We start from the raw sequence: 17176 nt of genomic DNA on the forward strand, positions 1-17176 counted from the left end.
TGTCCGACGGTCCGTCTCGATACGGAGCAGCCACCCGGTTTTCTCCCAGCTCGCCCGCGTCGGGCGGACTTAATCGGGAAATGCGACGTAAACCGCTGAAATCCTTAACACGATTTTCATCCCGCTTGCCTACCCACTAGGGACATGAACAGGCATCAGGAGCGGCTGGCGGCGGGTCCCTCTTCCGAGGGGCGCAGCGAAGCCGTGGACGCAGGCATCCTGCGCGACCAGCTTGCGGATCTGAGCAAGGGCGTCTTCATCTCGATGCCGATAGGCACGGTGCTCTCGGCCTTGATCCTGGCGGTGCAGCTCTTGTCGGGCGGCGGCCTTGCCGCGGTGCTGTGGTTTCTCGCGATCGCCTTGATCAACGGCGCGCGCATGGTGCTTGCCGTCACCCAACCGGGCGCGGCCGATGACAGGCCTCAGGCGGTGGGCGCCCGGCTTTACCGCTATGGCCTGCTGGCGCTTGCCTCGGGCGTCGCCTGGTCTTTCTTGGCGCTGCTGAGCGACGGATACACGACCAGCCAGGCACCGCTCTATCTCATCGTGCTTGCCGGCATTTCGGCCGGTTCGGTCACCTACGGCACCTGCTACGCGCCGGCTTCGATCAATTTCATCCTCCTGCCGCTCCTCATCGCCGGCGGCTGCGTTCTGGCCAAGGGCGGCGTCGAAAATTACGTGCTCGCCTTCACCATCTTGCTTTTCCTCGGCGGTATGATCAGGAGCGCGCTGCTCGGGCAATCCCGCTTCCGCGAGACGAGCCGTCTCAAATACGAGGCGCGCGAATTCGCCGCCGAGATGGAGCGCAACTCCAGGCGCGACCCGCTGACGAATCTGCTCAACCGCCATGGGCTTGAGCAGGCGATCGCCGAACTCGGGCTCTCCGAGGGCCCGTTCGTGGCCATGCTGATCGACCTCGACGGCTTCAAATCCGTCAACGACACCTATGGCCACACCATCGGCGACAACCTTCTGGTCAAGGTGGCGCGCCGGATAGAGGACCATGCCCCGCCGGGTGCCACGATCGCGCGCATCGGCGGCGACGAATTCGTGCTGCTTTTCTCCGCCGCCAAGTCGCAGCAAGCGGCCGGCGCGCTCGCCTCCGTCATCATAGCAGCCATCGCCAATCCGGATCCGGAGTTGAATTCGGTGCGCGTCGGCGCCTCGATCGGCATCTACCAATCGGAAAAGCCGCGATTGACCGAGATGCTGCTCAAGGCGGATTTCGCCCTCTACGCGGCCAAGCGCGGCGGCCGGAACGAATATTACCTGTTCGACGCCGGGCTGGACGCTGCGCTCGAACGCAAGAACTGCATCGAGCGCGACCTGCGCGGCGCCATCGAAGCCGGCGCCCTCTGCTCCTGGTTCCAGCCGCTGGTGCGGCTCGACACCAACGCGGTCGTCGGTTTCGAGGCGCTGCTGCGCTGGCATCACGATGTCCACGGCGCCATCTCGCCGCCCGAGATCGTCACCGCTGCGCGCGAAACCGGGCTGCTTTCGCTTTTGACCGAGACGGTGTTCCTCAATTGCTGCGCCATGATCGCAGAGCTCGTGAAACACGGGCGCCGCGATGTCCGCGTCGCGATGAACCTTTCGCCGCGCGAGCTCGAGGCCGGCAATGTCGACGACATGATCCTTACCGGCCTGAAGGCGAGGAATGTGCCCGCCGCGATGCTCGAGATCGAGATCACCGAGGAGGCGCCGGTCGACCGCGACCGGGTCGACGAAAAGGTCGGGCGCCTGGCGGATGCGGGCATATCGATCGTGCTCGACGATTTCGGCACCGGCTTCTCGACCCTTGTGTCGCTCAAGGACAGGCGCATCCGCAAGATCAAGATCGACAAGGATTTCGTGCGCGACCTGGCGAAATGCGTCGAGGACCAGGCCGTGGTCGAGGCGGTGATCGGCCTCGGCCAGACGCTGGGCATCGAGGTGATGGCCGAGGGCGTCGAGACCGACGCCGACCGCATGATCCTGCGCTCGCTGGGCTGCATGATCGGGCAGGGTTATCTGTTTTCGGCGGCGCTTCCGATGCGCGACGCGCTCGCCTTCGACGCGGTCGGCGCCGAGGTCATTTTCGAGCCGCTGCGCAATCCCCGCAGCGGCAACGCCGCGTGACTTGCCTGCGCGGGCATTCACTGTAATCCGGCCTGGAAGCGGCCGCGAAAGGGCAGGGTAGCCGAGACATAGAGCGCCGGGCGCGGCGGGAGCGCTCCGAGGCCTTGCGCAATCGCGGAACGCCCTATGCGATGGGCGTGGCCAGCCCGCATGAAACCTTTTGATTTTTAGGCCGTTGTCGCGCGATGCCCAAGGCCAAAGTCAAACCCACGCCCGCAGGCGCCACCGCTCCGCTTGCGGTCCGCCAATCCCGCCCGCAGGAGCGGGCAGCGAAGCCGAAGCCGCGGCAGGAGAAGCCGCCCAAGCCAAGCGAAGCCGAGCCCAAGGCGTCCGAGCAGAAAGCGCCCGCCGATGCCGCGCCGGAGGCCATCGGCCATGCAGGGGCGCCGCCGCCCGAGGCCGCCGAGCCCGGTCCGGCGCTTTCGCCCGAAGAAGCCGAGCGGGCGCGCAAGAAATATCTGCTGCGGCGCTTCTGGATCAGCGGGCGCGGCTATTGGGGTTTGCATGGCGACAGGCTCGCCTGGCCGCTGACGATCGGCCTGATCATGCTGATCTGCGTCAATGTCGGCTTCCAATATGGCATCAACCGCTGGAATCGCGCGATCTTCGACGCCATCGAGCAGCGCGACGCCCGCACCGTCTATTGGCTCAGCGCCATCTTCCTGCCGCTGGTCGCCGGCAGCATCAGCCTGGTGGTCACCCAGGTCTATGTACGCATGACCATGCAGCGCCGCTGGCGCTCCTGGCTGACCACGGCGGTCGTCCAGCGCTGGCTGGCCAGCGGCCGCTATTACCAGCTCAACCTCGTCAAGGGCGACCATGCCAATCCCGAGGCCCGCCTGACGGAGGATCTGCGCATCGCGACGGAATCGCCGGTCGACTTCCTCGCCGGGGTCCTCAACGCCTTCCTGGCGGCCTCGACCTTCATCGTCGTCTTGTGGACCATCGGCGGCGCGCTGAGTTTTTCCCTGGGCGGCACAACCATCACCGTGCCCGGTTTCCTCGTCGTCACCGCGGTCATTTATGCGGTGATCACCTCGACCTCGATGTTCTTCATCGGCCGCCATTTCGTCCAGCTCTCGGAGGACAAGAACCAGGCCGAGGCCGAGTTTCGCTATGTGCTGACGCGTGTGCGCGAAAACGGCGAGAGCATCGCGCTGCTCGGCGGCGAGGAGGAAGAGAATGCCGGCATCGACCGCAGCTTCGCCGGCGTGCTCGGCCGCTGGGCGCGGCTCACCGGCCAGCACATGCGCACCACTCTGGTCTCGCAAGGCTCCAGCCTGTTCGCGCCGGTCGTGCCGGTGCTTTTATGCGCGCCGAAATTCCTCGACGGTTCCATGACACTCGGCCAGGTCATGCAGGCCGCTTCCGCCTTCGCCCTGGTGCAGGGCGCTTTCGGCTGGCTGGTCGACAATTACCCGCGCCTCGCCGATTGGAACGCGTCCGCCCGCCGCATCGCATCGCTGATGATGTCGCTCGACGGGCTGGAGCGGGCGGAAACGAACGATAGGCTGGGCCGCATCCAGCGCGGCGATGCCAAGGGCAGCGCGATGCTGAGCCTCAACAATGTTTCCGTGACGCTCGACGACGGCACCTCGGTGGTGAAGGAAACCGAGGTGGAGATCCAGCCCGGCGAGCGCGTGCTGGTCTCGGGCGAATCCGGCACCGGCAAGTCGACGCTGGTGCGCGCCATCGCCGGGCTGTGGCCCTGGGGCAGCGGCAGCGTCGATTTCCACCCGGGCAAGCGCCTCTTCATGCTGCCGCAGCGCCCCTATATACCGTCCGGCACGCTGCGCCGCGCCACCGCCTATCCCGCCGCCGCCGACAACTGGAAGACGAAAGAGATCGACGCCGCCCTCGACAAGGTCGGCCTCGGCTATTTGAAGGAGCGGCTCGAGGAGGAGGCGCCCTGGGATCAGACGCTGTCGGGCGGCGAGAAGCAGCGCCTGGCCTTCGCGCGCCTGTTGCTGCACGCGCCCGACATCGTCGTGCTCGACGAGGCGACCTCGGCGCTGGACGAGAAAAGCCAGGACAGGATGATGCAGACGGTGGTCCAGGAACTGCCCAAGGTCACCATCATCAGCGTCGCCCACCGCGCCGAGCTGGAAGCGTTCCACACGCGAAAGATCACGCTGGAGCGGCGCGAGGGCGGGGCGCGGCTGGTGAGCGATGTGGAGCTGGTGTCACGCAGAAAGAAGCGCGGCCTGCTGCAGCGGGCGCTGTGGGGCGGTGGGGCGAGAGGAGGGGCCGCGCGGTAAGCCACGGGTCTCGCCCGTCCCTCGGTTCCATTTCATGGGGATGCAGCCTCATCGGCGAGGCGCGCCGCGCCGAATGGCGGGCGGCCTCTTACCCGGCCGCCGGGCTGCTCTGCCGGGATGGCACGCCGCCGGATGGAATATCGCGGACAGGCGCGGCGAACAGCATCTTGATGAAGGCGCGATAGGCCAGGATCTGGTATGCGAGCCGCGCCGGATCGCCGGTGACCTTGGCCATGATGATGCCGCCATCGATGATGCAGGACAGCATTTCGGCAACCACGGTCAGGTCGACGGGCTCGCGCGGCGGGCTGACAGCGGCGATGGTCTTGAGATGGGCGAGGACGCGGGCGTTGACACTCTCTATCGCCTCGCGGTTGAGGTTGACGACGCGCCGGTCGAACAATCGCTCCTGGTAGCAGATCGAGGCGATCATGCAGCCGGGGTGGCCTCCCGGCAGGTCGCCCATCAAATCAGCCAGCATCTTCAGCGCGATAAGGAACGCCTGCAGCGGTTCGTCCGAGAGATTGGCGGCACGGCCGAACAGTTCGTCGAGAATGCGATGGTCTTCGGCGATGTAGCGGCGCAGCAACTCGTGGGCAAGCTCGTTCTTGTCACGGAAATGATAGAAGAACCCGCTCTTGGTGATGCCGGCTTCTGTGATCACCTCCTCGATGGAGGTCGCGCCAAAGCCCTTGGCGAGCACAGAGGCCTCGGCCACTTCCAGAATGCGTTCGCGCGTTGCCTCACCCTTGCGCATGGGAGGCCCCTCCAAACTGTACCCGCGGTACGGAAATGTCGCCGCGCGACAATACCATATCCCGCCAGCACATCGCCAGTTGATCGCTAAACCGTTGAAGAACATGCACGAAATCGGTTCTCTCATTCTCCGTACCGCGCGTTCACTAGTTTGCATGCATTCGATCTGGGAAAACCGCTCCGTCCCGGGCGGCTCTGCCGTCCACCAACTCTGGAGGTTTGACCCATGGCGAAATATCGTCACGCATTGCCGCAGGTCGCCGGCGGACTTTTTCTGAGCGACGGCGGCATGGAGACCGCGCTCATCTTCCTGCAGGGGATCGAACTGCCGCATTTCGCTTCGTTCGTTCTCCTCGAAAACGAAAAAGGGCGCGCCGAGCTGGTGAAGTATTATGAGCGTTTCCTGCCGATCGCTCGCAGCAGGGGCCTCGGCTTCCTGCTCGACACGGCCACCTGGCGCGCCAGTCTCGACTGGGGCCGGGCGATCGGCTTCGACGCCGACCGGCTGACGGCGATCAACCTTGCCTCGGTGGACCTCGTTGCCACCCTTCGCGACAAGTGGGAGACGCCAACCACGCCGATCGTCCTCAACGGCGTGATCGGCCCGCGCGGCGACGGATACAAGGCCGGCCGCATGGAGGCGGAGGAAGCGCGGGACTATCACGCGTTCCAGGTCGACATCTTCGCGCGCACGCAAGCCGACATGGTTTCGGCCATCACCATGAACACGGTCGGTGAAGGCGTGGGGATCGCGCTCGCCGCCAAGGCGGCCGGAATGCCCTGCGTCGTCTCCTTTACCGTCGAAACCGACGGCAGGCTGGTCGACGGGACGACGCTGCGTGCGGCGATCGAGGCGACCGAGGAAGCGACCGACGGCTCGCCGGCCTATTACATGGTCAACTGCGCGCATCCGACCCATTTCGAGCAGGCGTTGGCGCGCGGCGAGGCGTGGGTGAAACGCATCCATGGCGTGCGCGCCAATGCATCGGCGAAGAGCCATGCCGAGCTCGACGAGTCCGATACGCTGGACATCGGCGACATCGCGGATCTGGGCCGCCGCTACGGAGCGCTGACGCGGAGCTTCCCGTCGATGCGTATTCTCGGCGGCTGCTGCGGCACCGACCACCGGCATATAGCCGAGATCTGCGAAGCGGTGACGCCGGCGCCCGCCGCGGCCAAGTGACATCGAGCATCGGACGGAGCTCTCCTCTGCCGCGGGCCGCGACCCTCGGGCTCCCCATGAATGCCGCGCCGGCTGCAGACAAAGTGCCCGTGCTTCGGGTAGAGTTCCTGCCGGCGCGACAATCATCGAAGGGGAGCATCGCGGTGAACGAAAACACCAGTCCCGAGCCGCCCAATCCGAGGCCCATCGCCGAGATCGCCAGCTATCACGCCCACATCTATTACGGCGACGCGGCCGAGCGCCGGCAAGCCGAATGGCTGCGCGAGCGCATCGGCGAGCGGTTTCGCGTGCGCCTCGGCAATTGGCGCGACGAGCCGGTCGGCCCGCATGAGCAGGCCATGTACCAGGTCTCCTTCGCCACCGAGATCTTCGCCACGCTGGTTCCCTGGCTGATGCTGAACCACGGGGGCCTGAGCATCCTCATCCACCCCAACACCACCAACCCCAAGCGCGACCACCTGATCGACCCGATCTGGATCGGCCGCGCGCTCCCGGTGAAGGGCGAGGTGCTTGGCGAGGAGGACGAGGCGGAAGAGGCGCTGGAGGTGAATACCGAGCCGACGCTGCGGGTGTGAAGGGGCACGCTTTAACGAAGCGATGCACGCCGGACAGCAGCGCCGGAGAGCTGCGGCGAACTGCATCGCGTCAACCGGACCAGCTAGATATATGCAGAACCACTAAATTAGAATGCGCGACAAAGCGTGTCTGCACAGTTCACATTCGGACCGCGCAACGGGCGGCATAATCCAGGCTGGAAAAGACTCTGAACACAGCCCCTGCGTTACTGGTGATGTGCTGGAAACACACCCGCGATAAAGAAGTCGGCGAGCGGTTCTACTGCTTGCCAAACCGGCGGCCAGCACATAAGCCTGCACATCTGCGATCATCGATCCTCGGGGGAGGGGCTTGTGGCGAAACCAAAACAGCTCGCGACGAAATGCGTGGCGTTGCGCCTCGGGGCCGCGGTCCTCGCCATGCCGGTCGCCGACGCGCTTGCCGACAATGTCGTTGCGGACGACCAGATCGTGCAAGGAAGCCTCTGCGTCGGGTTCGACTGCGTCAACAACGAGTCCTTCGGGTTCAACACCATCGTTGTGAAGGAAAACAACACGCGCATCTACTTCGACGACACGAGCACGAACGCCGGATTTGCCGCCAATGACTGGGCACTGATCGCGAATGATTCCGGCTCTGGTGGCGCCAATTACTTCGGCATCCAGGATGCGACGAGCAACAAGATGGTGTTCCGCGTCGACGCGGGCGCTCCCGAGAATGCGCTCTATGTCAACAGCTTTGGCAATTTGGGCCTCGGCACGTCCAACCCAGCTCTCGGGCTGCAGATAACCCGAGGCGACACGCCGGCGATCCGCCTGGAGCAGACAAACGCCGGCGGCTTCACGGCGCAGACCTGGGATGTCGGCGGCAACGAGGCGAATTTCTTCATACGCGACTCGACGAACGGCAGCTTGCTGCCTTTCCGCATCCGGCCGGGGGCGCCCACGAGCAGCCTCGACATCGCCTCGAACGGCAATGTCGGTCTCGGCACCGCTTCCCCCACCAGCAAGCTGCATCTCTATGGAGCGGCCACACAGGATACGTTTGAGACGATCGGCGTGTCCTCGGCGGCCAATGCGGATGCGCTGACCTTCGGCTACGCCGGCGCGAGCTTCGGCGTCGGGACCTCGCTGATCAATGCGCATTCGGCCACCGGCTCGAGCGGCCGGCTTCTGCTTGCCACCGATGGCGTGACCCGCATGACCATCGACGCAAACGGGAATGTGGGTATCGGCACGAACACGCCGGCCGCGGGCCTCGATGTCGTGGGCACCGTTCGTTTTGCATCGCTTGCGGGTTGCACCTCCGGCATCGGCACCAATGCCGCGGGCGACCTGGCCTGCATCACCGGCGGCCCCGGAAATCCTCCCTATTACGATACGACCGCCTCCGGCACGCAGCCGAACGCCAGCGGCACCAACTCCACCGCGGCCGGCTCCGGCAGCAATGCCAACGGCACCAATGCGCTGGCCGGCGGCACCAACAACCAGTCGCAGGGAGACAACACCACCGTCATCGGCTCGAACAACAGTGTCACCGGCGACGACAGCGGCGCTTTCGGCACCGGCAACACCGTCAAGGGCAATGGCAGCTACGCGATCGGCGACCCCAATGTCGTCAATGGCGACAAATCCTTGGTCTACGGCGACGACAATGCCGTCAACGCCCCGAACGTTGCCAGCAACGGCAACGGCATCCAGGTCTTCGGCTCGAACAACACCGTCGCGAGCACCGCCAATTCGTCAGGATCGGTGGTGGTCGGATCGGGCAGCACGGTCAACGCCACCAATGCAATCGCGTTCGGCAATGGCACGACGGTGACCGGCGCCAATGCGATCGCCATGGGATCGGGCGCATCCTCGGCCGGCCTGAATGCCGTTGCGATCGGCTCCGGCGCCAGCGCCGGCTATGCAGGCTCGGCCGCCTACGGCTCGGGTGCGGTCGCAACAAGGCAAAACGAGCAGGTGTTCGGAACGGCGAGCAACACCTATTCGATGCCCGGCCTGACGTCGGCGGCGAGCTCATCGGCCCAGACCGGCGCGATTGAGATCGTCACCACGGATGCCAGCGGCCATCTCGCCTCCGTGACGCCGGGCGCGCTCGGCCTTTCCGATCCCGCGCAATTCAACAGCCTCAGCTCCCGTATCGACAGCGTCGGCAGCCGTGCCTATTCCGGCGTCGCCATGGCGATGGCGTTGGCCGGCGCGCCGACCGTGCTGCCGGACGAAAAACTCGTCACCACCTTGAACTGGGGCACGTTCGAGGGCGCCAATGCCTTTGCGCTCAGCGCCGGCGCCCGGCTCGGCTCGCAGCTCCAGCTCAATGGCGGCGTCGCCTTCGATCCCAACCAGCATATGGCCGGCGGACGGCTGGGCCTGAGGATGAGCTGGTAGGAAGCGGTCCCGCCGGCGCGCCATGATGATTCCGATGCGAACAGTCACAATTCTCCTGGCGGCGATGCTTGCCGTATGCGCCGCCGGACCTGGCCTTGCCCAGACGCAGACCCAGGCGCCGGCGCCGGGCAAGAAGAAGGTGGCGGCGCCGACAGCACCGGCGGCGCCGGCCGCGCCCGCCTGGCCGGCAAACGCCGCGCAGGCGATCTATCTCGCCCGCAGCACGATAATGGCACTCCAGCAGGCGGTGGAAACAGGCAACTTCACGGTGCTGCGGGACGTGGGCTCGCCAGGCTTTCGCGCCCAGAACACCGCCGCCGATCTCGCGATCAGGTTCCAGGCGCTGCGCCACTCGGGCGCCGACCTGACCGCGGTTGCCGTGGTCGCCCCGCAGCTGTCCACGCCGCCCTTTCTCGATCCGCAGAAGCAGCTGCACCTTGTCGGCCTTTTTCCCACGCAACCGCTGGAGATCGACTTCGACCTGTCCTTCGAAAACGTCGACAACCGCTGGCGCATCTCCGCAATCGGCGTGACGACCGCCCCGGCGCCGAAAGGGCAGGAGGGTGGGGATAAGGTGGCGAAGTAGAGCGCGGGCAAGGGCGGTCGTGATCTAGAGCAATTCCAGGAAAGTGTGAGCGGTTTTCCGTCCGGAATTGCGTAAAAACTAGAAGATGGAAACCAGCATGATGCCCCGGCTGCGCGAGCGCATCGGCGAGCGTTTTCGCGTACGTCTCGGCAACTGGCGCGACGAGCCGGTCGGCCCGCATGAGCAGGCCATGTACCAGGTCTCCTTCGCGACCGAAATCTTCGCCACGCTGGTCCCCTGGCTGATGCTGAACCACGGGGGCCTGAGTATCCTCATCCACCCCAACACCACCAACCCCGAGCGCGACCACCTGATCGACCCGATCTGGATCGGCCGAGCGCTGCCGGTGAAGGGCGAGGTGCTTGGCGAGGAGGACGAGGCGGAAGAGGCGCTGGAGGTGAATACAGCGCCGACGCTGGGGGTGTGAGGGGGGCGGTTCTCCCGCGCCGGCCGGCCGACCGCGCACGGATGCTTGTCGCCGATGGGCGGCGCATAGGCATCGTTGTAGAGCGAGACCACTCCGGCCGCAAAGCAACCTCACCCTTGCCCGAGGCCATGCGCCGAGAAGAGCGATAGGTGCAAGTTTTCTAAAGCAGTTTCATCGCTTGGCTCACTATCAGCTTTTTAACCCGGTTATCTCCAGCTAGTATCTCTTGACTAGTAATTTTAATCTGGCTCGGTCGACCATTGACGTATTGATCGAGGCTGTAAGTCAAAGCCGCATAGGTAGCGGTGTCGAGTCCCTTCGGCGCAAAAAAAGGCACAGTTTTCCCAACATCGGGCAGGTAAACGCGACCGTTACCAGAATTAGCATTGAAAGCCCCTACACTCACAGTCCTGGTGGATTCGTCGCCCAGGTTGTCTGCGTTTACATACGCCTTCGTGGCGCGGTCAAAGGTAATTAGGGATGTCTGACCCTTCTTAATGTCCAGCGTGCTCGCTCCATCATCGATGACATCGTGTGCACGCCGCATTGACGGCTCAACCTTATCCACTAAGGCTTCGGTGTCACCGGAAGGTAGTTTCTTCAACCATTTTTCGTCATGTCGCGTATGTTTATAAATCAGGCCGCAAACCTCTTTCAGAGTTTTAACAATCAGCGTATTTACAATTTGCCCGGCAGATCCGGCGGCATATGCTCCAGCCACGGAGGTGATAAATAAGTTGTTTGGTTCAGTAATAAATACAAAGAGTTCATTTATAAAGCTACCTTGCCGAGATGGTCTAAGGTAAACTTTAATTTTTGGAGACAAGCTTCCCCTTGTTCTAATTTCTCCTGTTGCAGCGTAGTGCGCCAAAAGAGAAATCGACCAAGTTACTCCTTCGATCGAGGTTGCGCCCTGATGGGCAGGGAGCCGATTCCGCTCTGCTTCCTCACCTTCATAGACCAGTTTGTATTTTATTTCTTCCGCCATCGCCCTCTCCGCATGATCCGTGACATTGATCAGAATCGGTAAGAAATGACAACACCTAGGAAATCGAAATTCGTCAAAACGAAAGGATTATTTTACCAAGGCCGTGGTTAGATTCGCGTGGTAACAAATGGGGCGGAAAAAGTTGCAAGCTATTCAAGTAGCGCTTGAGGCTTATAGCGCTGAGACCACCGCTCTATCGACGCAGCCTGGAGTGACAGAGGAAAGTTATTATCCGTGCATACGCCAGCTTATTGCCGCGGTGTTGTTGCATGCCAAGCTGCCATTTGAAGTTCGAACCGGCACCACTGAGAGTCGTCCGGGGAAAGGACGTGATCGACCGGACTTTGTGATTGCGGATGGGTCGTTGATCGCCGCATATGGTGAGGCGAAAACACCCACCGCAGAGCTCCACCAACTCGCCCAGTCCACGGAAAGAGACGACCAGATCGGGCGCTACCTTGCTCGTACAGGGGTCGTTTTGATCTGCAATGTTCGCGAGATTGGACTGCTGTTGTGCCGCACCGGTCTTAGCCGAACTGGTTTAGAGCGAGTGGCACCGAGCGATAGAGAGTTAGTACGGGTTGCTGCTTTGTGGCCGACGGAGCAATCCGGTCCTCGCTCGGCAAGCCATCTATACGAATTGCTCCAAACCACTTTGCTAGACAGCGCTCCTATCGGTGAGCCGGCGACACTAGCTCGCGTCCTAGCATTGCAAGCTAAAGCAGCCAAAGCGTCTCTCCCACGGGATCTCCACGGTCTTGAGACTCTGTTGGAAGACTATAGGGACGCGCTGGGCCTCAGTTTCGACCTGGACGATGACCAAGGCCGTGAGTTTTTCAGGTCTACGCTAATCCAAACCGCCTTCTATGGACTGTTTGCTGCATGGGCGCTGTGGCAGCGCGAACGCGATGGTGTCACCTTCAGTTGGGACCGCATCAATCGGTATCTGCGTATCCCATTCTTGGCTGGGCTCTTTCATGAGTTCCGAAATCCAAGTCGGTTGAGGCATCTAGATCTGGAGCGCCATCTAGACCGTGCCACTGACACGTTAAACCGTGTGAATCTCACCCTTTTCCGGCAGGAAATGACTTTTCCATCACTGTCGGATGGGGACGTCGCTAGCGCGGCGATGACGTACTTCTATGAACCATTCCTCGAAGCCTTTGATCCTGAACTCAAGAAGACAATGGGCGTTTGGTACACTCCGCCCGAGGTCGTGCGCTATCAAGTAAGGCGTGCTCACGACCTCCTTAAACAGCAGCTAGGTCGCCCGCTTGGACTGGCGGATGAAAACGTTGTGCTCCTCGATCCTTGCTGCGGGACAGGGGCTTACATTCTTGAAGCGGCCCGCTGCATAGCGGAGGAATTACGGACAACCGGCGAGGAAGGACTGCTCGGTTTGTCGCTGCTTCGGGCGCTGACAAGCCGGATTTTTGGTTTTGAGGTGCTCACGGCTCCATTCGCGATAGCTCAGCTTCAACTATATGTGATGTTGAGCGACCTTAGAGCGCCCCCGCCAAACGATCAAAGGCTGGGAATCTTCCTTACGAACGCCCTAACCGGTTGGAGCGATCGACGGCAGCTTCAGCTCAATTTCCCTGAACTTCAGCAAGAATTCGAGGCGGCGCAGTCAATTAAGCAGGATGCGGACATCGTCGTCATACTTGGTAATCCACCTTATGACCGCCAGGCCTCTGTACGGATGGAAGAAGAAGCCGGATTGGTCGATCACTACAAGGGTGTCACCTATGTCGAGCGAAGGCGACGCGACGGCGGCACGGATCTAGTTCCAGAGCGCGCAACCCTACTGTTTCGTCATTGGGGCGTGCGTAAACAACTGCTCAATGACCTGTATGTTAGGTTCTACAGACTCGCTGAGCGTGAGATCGCAGAGGAGCGTGACTTTGGATTGGTCTCTTTAATAACCAACTCATCTTGGCTCACGGGGCGCTCTCACCCAATCATGCGCGAGTCATTGCTCGGGAATTTTCATGAGATTTGGATCGACAATTTGAACGGCGACAAATACCGGACCGGGAAAGTAATCCCGGCGGGTATTCCAGGCGCCGGTTCGGCTGACCAAAGTGTTTTCACGACCGAAAGCGATCCTAGGGGCATTCAGACAGGTGTCGCCATCGCGACATTTCTCAAGCGGGGAGCAGAGCGGACTAAGCCTGAAGAAACCGTGGTTCACTATCGCGACTTTTGGGGCAGGGCCGCCTCGAAACGTCAGCAGTTACTCTCGGCAGAGAGCACGGTACCTTATGCGCCGCTAAAGCCGACGAAGCAAAATCGTTGGCGGTTGACGCCGTATGCGCAAACCACAGGATATGAGGCTTGGCCAAGTGTCGAAGAAATTTTCCCGGTCCGCATACAAGGAGTCAATCCCAATAGAGGCATAACCGGCAGTATCCTGGACGTTGACAAAAAGGGCCTAGCAGATCGCATGGTCGCCTATATTGGAGCTGAAAACTTCGCCATTGCGGCGCGCATCTGTCCGGAGTTGGCCTTGCCGAGAGCAAATTACACGCCTGAGAAAGTCTGGAATGGGCTTCGTGAGATTGGGTTCCATGAAGAGAGAGTTAAACCATATTTATTATTTCCATTTGATCAGCGGTGGATTTATTACGAAGACAGAATTAATCTACTCAACAGGGCGCGAGAGGCGTTAAGTGCGAACCTTGATTGTGAATGTTTTCTGATCGCGGTGCCGGAGCCGCGTAAAGTATCCGAGGCAAGACCGCTTTTTTCTCGGACCCTGTTAGACTTGCACGTTCACGATCGTGGGTCTGTGGCCATACCTGCTGTCATAAACGTAGACCCTCTAACCGGCGGTAAGTTAGCCAACTTATCACCTGAAATCTGGACCGCTCTCCAAGAAGCTTGGGGCAATCCGCAAGGACTTGAAACGTCCTATGCCCACCAGTGCGCCAGAAAGCTGGTTCACATCTGTCTTGCGGTAATGAACTCGCCTGCCTACCGGATGGAGCACGCTAGCGCTCTTGGGGCTGACTGGGCCCGAGTGCCGATACCAAAAGATCCAATTGTCGCTCAGCGTCTGGATGAACTGGGTGGGCTGGTGGCAGACCTTTTGGATTGTTCCAGCGACACGTTATCTGTGCTTCGAAAGGTGTTAGATCGTGACGCTATTGCAAGTATTGCGACAGTCCGTCGTTCCGATGGTCAACCTATCAGCTCCGACGACCTCCGCGTCACTATCTCCTATTTTGGGGCTGCGCCGGGTCGCTTTGTCCAAGTTGATGATACCATGGGCGATCTTTGGATAAACAACGATGTGTACATCGCCAATGTTCCTGTGGTGGCGTGGCGATACGAATTCGGAGGTTACCAGACCATCCGGAAGTGGTTGGGCTATCGCCATCTCACTCGTCTTGACGGAAGGGCGATGATGCTGGAGGAGCAACGGTGGCTTCGTAATATGATCTTGCGGCTCACCGCGCTAGCCGCACTTGAAGCTCGAATGGACGAGCTGTACTCGATCGCTTCTGAAAATGCGTTGTGCCTCAGCAACGAGGCGCCTGTAGTCCAAGCTGCCGAGTAGGCGCCCCGCACACCGTCCGAGTTTTATCGAATTTAACTGTTGTTCACTCGCGCTCCGGCGAGGGCGCTGAGCGCCCGGACTTCGACCAAGCCGGGCGCGTCCCGTCCCACCCCTCAATCCTCATCCTCCACCACAAACGACAGCGCGATCAGGTCGTCGACGTCGATGCCGCCATGGCCGTTGTCCAGCACGTCCGCGACCTTTTGGAAGGCCAGCATGTCATCCGTGCTGAGCTTGGCTGCTCTCAGCCTGTCTTGCAGACCCGCCACCCTGGTTTCCAACGTCGTGGACGTTTCGATCATCGTTGTCTCCGTTGCTGTCCAGCGCCGCGTTCCACACGCCCAGCATCAGGCATGAGAACACCACCGGCCCGATGAAAAGGCTGATCGCTATGCAAAGAGCCGCGGCAATGCTCATCCGCTCTGATTTCGTGGCAATCTTTGCGGGTCTCTCATCGGCCGGGATGAGATCGAGCATGGAAAGATCGCGCTGGTGCAGCGCGCTGTTGTCGTTTGCGGACATCGCGAGCCGCTCCCGGGAAGGAAGCCGCGCCTTGGCAAAGGGCTCGCGGGCGCTGATGCGCACAGGTCACGCCCCCGCAAACGCCGCCTTGGCGTGGCGTTCGAAAAGCGCCAGCTTGGCCGAGTAGCCAAGCCGGAGCTTGGCCTTGCAGGCGTCGCAGTGGAAAGTGCTTACCGCCTTGAACCACGAGCCGTTCCTGATGATCGGCCGGCGGCAGTTGGGGCATTCATAGCGAAGACTGACGTCCCGCAACTGATCGGAAATAGACACTGTTCACCTCTGGCCCCAGCCCTTGTTCTTTTCATCGGATGCCCGTCATCTGCGCGCAGGTGACGGGCGATCCAGCCGACTGACGATGAAGGGACTAATTGTTCGTCAGCCCAGTCCTAATGAGATCGCAGCGCATATGTTTCACGCGATGGACCAATGCGCCGACGAATGGGACCTCAGTCCGTATCAGCGGAACCTAATGTTCCTCGGGCGCTTATGGCCAAATGAGCAGGCGCGGTCTCGATTTCTTCCACCGATGGATGGCGGAGCATCTGCCGAACGTGCTGACGGACGATCCGGTTGCGGTGAGCGATCTGGCCGACGAGATGGTGAAGGCGGCGGGGCGCGAAGGCATCCCGGCAAGCGAGATCGACGAAGAGGTCGACAGCGTTTTCGAGGTGATCTTCGAGGCGCTGCAGCATCGCGAAGGCAGTTTGGGGGAGAGCGACCAGGCTGTCTTCGAATTGCTTTCAGGGCGCCTGGCAAGGGAAACCGGCATCACCCCGGATCAGGCCGGCGAGCTGATCAAGACCATCGGGACCGACTGGGATACGCTCCTTCGGGAGGCTCATTTTCTGAAAGAGCAGGGCGAATGAGCGAGCGTGGCGCGGAGTTCTTCGGCCGATGGATCACCGATAATGTGATGCGCGGCAATGTGGGCGCGGACATCCTCTCTGTGGCCGAGCTGACCACCAAGCTGTTCGCCGACGCCAGGGCGGCAGGTATCTCCGAGGAGGAGATCGAAGAGGAAGTCGGAAGCGCCTACGAGGCGATCCGGGCCGCGATAGTCGGCCCCAAGGACACCGGCAAACCGTAACGATCGGGCCGCTATCCATTCGAGCTGAGCCGCTGGGCCTGGATCCACGCCGACCATAGGAACATTAGCGCGCCCTAAGGGTTCTCTCACCGAGTACCGCACACCAGGTGGGATCATGGCTGAGTTGGCATTTGCTTTCGTGTATCATTCAGGGCTGACCGGCCACGACATGCTAGGCGCTGTCGTGGCTTTGACGGCGGGGCTGCTTCTCTACAACGTTGTGCGCGAAGACCGCCCAAACCGATAGCAGCCCAAACCGATAGAGGATCGATCCGTGAGTGGCCCGGCTCGAAAGCGGGGGGTGCCCACGAGCCGGGCCTGGCCGGCGGGGGCACGGACTAGATACAGGGCGCCAGCCGATACTCGTATATCAGCCTATGCTAAATTAATCGCCATCCGAACGAAGGACGCTTTGGTCTCCCTGGCAGACAGCCGCCGGTTCCATCATCCCCCAGCCAACCGCGGCAGCAGAAAAATCTCCGCGTCCTTCGGCAGCTCTTTGCTCCACGTATCCCGATAGATCGTTCCGTCGATCGCCACCGCTATCCCGCGGTCGATCCAGGGCTCGATGCCGGGATACTGTTCCGCCAGTTTGCGGAAGAGTTCCCTGATGTCTTTGGCCTCGATGTCGTGCTTGGCCTTGCCTCCGGCGACGGCGCTGAGCGAGCCCCAAAGGGTGACTTCGACCATTACCGCCTCAAGGTGCGTCGATATTGAGGTGAGGCCGGCCTGCGAAGGACG

General features: G+C 61.7%; 15 protein-coding genes. 10 read left to right on the forward strand and 5 right to left on the reverse strand.

Annotation, left to right across the window (positions count from 1 at the left end; all coding sequences use genetic code 11):
• Window positions 1-144 precede the first annotated feature (144 nt).
• Both P9273_RS17910 and P9273_RS17915 read left to right on the forward strand, forming a co-directional pair.
• A complete protein-coding gene (locus P9273_RS17910; protein WP_278050098.1) occupies window positions 145-2118 on the forward strand; it encodes a putative bifunctional diguanylate cyclase/phosphodiesterase in 1974 nt (657 codons plus the stop codon).
• Between the two features lie 185 nt (window positions 2119-2303).
• Complete coding sequence (locus P9273_RS17915; RefSeq protein ID WP_278050099.1) at window positions 2304-4376, forward strand: ABC transporter ATP-binding protein/permease; 2073 nt, start codon at window positions 2304-2306, stop codon at window positions 4374-4376.
• Between the two features lie 88 nt (window positions 4377-4464).
• On the opposite strand, the gene P9273_RS17920 is transcribed toward P9273_RS17915, so the two are convergent.
• On the reverse strand, window positions 4465-5133 hold the full coding sequence (locus tag P9273_RS17920; protein WP_278050100.1) for a TetR/AcrR family transcriptional regulator: 669 nt from the start codon (window positions 5131-5133) through the stop codon (window positions 4465-4467).
• A gap of 225 nt (window positions 5134-5358) precedes the next feature.
• Here P9273_RS17920 and P9273_RS17925 point away from each other — a divergent pair, with 225 nt between their 5' ends.
• From P9273_RS17925 to P9273_RS17945, 5 genes are all read left to right on the forward strand, one after another.
• Complete coding sequence (locus tag P9273_RS17925; RefSeq protein ID WP_278050101.1) at window positions 5359-6315, forward strand: homocysteine S-methyltransferase family protein; 957 nt, start codon at window positions 5359-5361, stop codon at window positions 6313-6315.
• 143 nt (window positions 6316-6458) lie between these two features.
• On the forward strand, window positions 6459-6890 hold the full coding sequence (locus tag P9273_RS17930; RefSeq protein ID WP_278050102.1) for a DOPA 4,5-dioxygenase family protein: 432 nt from the start codon (window positions 6459-6461) through the stop codon (window positions 6888-6890).
• Window positions 6891-7223: 333 nt separating this feature from the next.
• Window positions 7224-9263: a hypothetical protein gene (locus P9273_RS17935; protein WP_278050103.1), complete on the forward strand. Its 2040-nt coding sequence runs from the start codon at window positions 7224-7226 to the stop codon at window positions 9261-9263.
• A 34-nt stretch (window positions 9264-9297) separates the two neighbouring features.
• Window positions 9298-9849, forward strand: coding sequence for a hypothetical protein (locus tag P9273_RS17940; protein ID WP_278050104.1), 552 nt, complete (start codon window positions 9298-9300; stop codon window positions 9847-9849).
• 97 nt (window positions 9850-9946) lie between these two features.
• Window positions 9947-10276: a DOPA 4,5-dioxygenase family protein gene (locus P9273_RS17945; protein ID WP_278050105.1), complete on the forward strand. Its 330-nt coding sequence runs from the start codon at window positions 9947-9949 to the stop codon at window positions 10274-10276.
• A gap of 160 nt (window positions 10277-10436) precedes the next feature.
• Here P9273_RS17945 and P9273_RS17950 read toward each other — a convergent pair whose 3' ends face one another.
• Window positions 10437-11264 carry a DUF7946 domain-containing protein gene (locus P9273_RS17950; protein WP_278050106.1) on the reverse strand — a complete coding sequence of 276 codons (828 nt, stop codon included), beginning with the start codon at window positions 11262-11264 and terminating at the stop codon, window positions 10437-10439.
• Between the two features lie 127 nt (window positions 11265-11391).
• Here P9273_RS17950 and P9273_RS17955 point away from each other — a divergent pair, with 127 nt between their 5' ends.
• Window positions 11392-14826, forward strand: coding sequence for a type ISP restriction/modification enzyme (locus tag P9273_RS17955; protein ID WP_278050107.1), 3435 nt, complete (start codon window positions 11392-11394; stop codon window positions 14824-14826).
• A gap of 219 nt (window positions 14827-15045) precedes the next feature.
• Here P9273_RS17955 and P9273_RS17960 read toward each other — a convergent pair whose 3' ends face one another.
• Together P9273_RS17960 and P9273_RS17965 are read right to left on the reverse strand one after the other, a co-directional pair.
• Window positions 15046-15411, reverse strand: a complete 366-nt coding sequence (locus P9273_RS17960) for a hypothetical protein (protein WP_278050108.1) — start codon at window positions 15409-15411, stop codon at window positions 15046-15048.
• A 3-nt stretch (window positions 15412-15414) separates the two neighbouring features.
• Window positions 15415-15618, reverse strand: a complete 204-nt coding sequence (locus P9273_RS17965) for a hypothetical protein (protein WP_278050109.1) — start codon at window positions 15616-15618, stop codon at window positions 15415-15417.
• Window positions 15619-15842: 224 nt separating this feature from the next.
• On the opposite strand from P9273_RS17965, the gene P9273_RS17970 reads away from it, so the two are divergent.
• Together P9273_RS17970 and P9273_RS17975 are read left to right on the forward strand one after the other, a co-directional pair.
• Window positions 15843-16214, forward strand: a complete 372-nt coding sequence (locus tag P9273_RS17970) for a DUF768 domain-containing protein (RefSeq protein WP_442920235.1) — start codon at window positions 15843-15845, stop codon at window positions 16212-16214.
• Window positions 16211-16435 (forward strand): DUF768 domain-containing protein, encoded by a 225-nt coding sequence (locus tag P9273_RS17975; protein WP_041001563.1) that lies wholly within the window; start codon window positions 16211-16213, stop codon window positions 16433-16435. The genes P9273_RS17970 and P9273_RS17975 overlap by 4 nt, the downstream gene beginning before the upstream one ends.
• 444 nt (window positions 16436-16879) lie before the next feature.
• On the opposite strand, the gene P9273_RS17980 is transcribed toward P9273_RS17975, so the two are convergent.
• Window positions 16880-17125 carry a MoaD/ThiS family protein gene (locus P9273_RS17980; RefSeq protein WP_041001561.1) on the reverse strand — a complete coding sequence of 82 codons (246 nt, stop codon included), beginning with the start codon at window positions 17123-17125 and terminating at the stop codon, window positions 16880-16882.
• Window positions 17126-17176: the final 51 nt, after the last annotated feature.

The sequence above is a fragment of the Mesorhizobium sp. WSM4935 genome, from assembly GCF_029625735.1.
In the GTDB taxonomy this organism is placed as follows: Bacteria; Pseudomonadota; Alphaproteobacteria; order Rhizobiales; family Rhizobiaceae; genus Mesorhizobium.